Annotated in this window: 1 protein-coding gene; it reads left to right on the forward strand. The window is 28.4% G+C overall.

Annotated features, from left to right (window positions below):
- Positions 1 to 128 precede the first annotated feature (128 nt).
- On the forward strand, positions 129 to 722 hold the full coding sequence (locus CLPUN_RS10375) for a DUF5651 domain-containing protein (protein ID WP_077847209.1): 594 nt from the start codon (positions 129 to 131) through the stop codon (positions 720 to 722).
- Positions 723 to 781 lie beyond the last annotated feature (59 nt).

The following is a 781-nucleotide window of genomic DNA, read 5'->3' on the forward strand; positions in this document are numbered from 1 at the left end:
CCGGAAGTTTGAAAGTTATTTAATAGATTCGGTTACTGAAGCTATGAAAAGAAATGGAATTACTAATGCACAGGTAAAAAAGATTAGTGATGATATTGAATTGATATTAAGAAAGAAGGTGCATGGAATTGAGTAAGTTTAAAAGAGGGTACTTAAATGTGGAAGAAAGAAATTTTTATATGATTGCAAAGTCATTTATTCAGACTATAAATGGTGAAAGAAACCTAAACAATAAAATTACTAATGAAATATGGGTCGAATGGTCAAGAAGAGGTATGCTTACACAATTGATGCAAAAAAGTATTAAGTTAGTAAAGACTTATTTAACCAAGTTTTGCGAAGAGATAGAAGAAAATATAGATGAAGTAGAAAGTGATAAATTGAAAAAGCAGCTACTTAAATTTGATTATAGATTAATAGATGACTATACAGTTAAAAAGCTATATAGAGATTTTAAGGATAGGTTTAAATATGTTGTCATGGAAAGAGAAAAATTTGATCCAATAATAGAAGAGCTTGCAGAGATTAAATGCGTTGGTTGTAAATGTGATTATAAGACATGCTCTTTATACAAAGCATTTGATGATATAAGCCTTATTAGAGTAGAGGAAGAAGCTAATTGTCCATATGCAGTAGATTTATCCAAATGTAAGGCAGAGGAAATAAAAAGGATTGAAAAAACGAAAGAAAATTTAAAATCTAAGAACCAATTTAGAAAATAAAAATGTGTCCGATTCGGACACAAAATAAGGAGTGAAAATATTGAGTAATGAATATAAGT

The sequence above is a fragment of the Clostridium puniceum genome (assembly GCF_002006345.1).
GTDB classification, from domain to species: Bacteria; Bacillota; Clostridia; order Clostridiales; family Clostridiaceae; genus Clostridium; species Clostridium puniceum.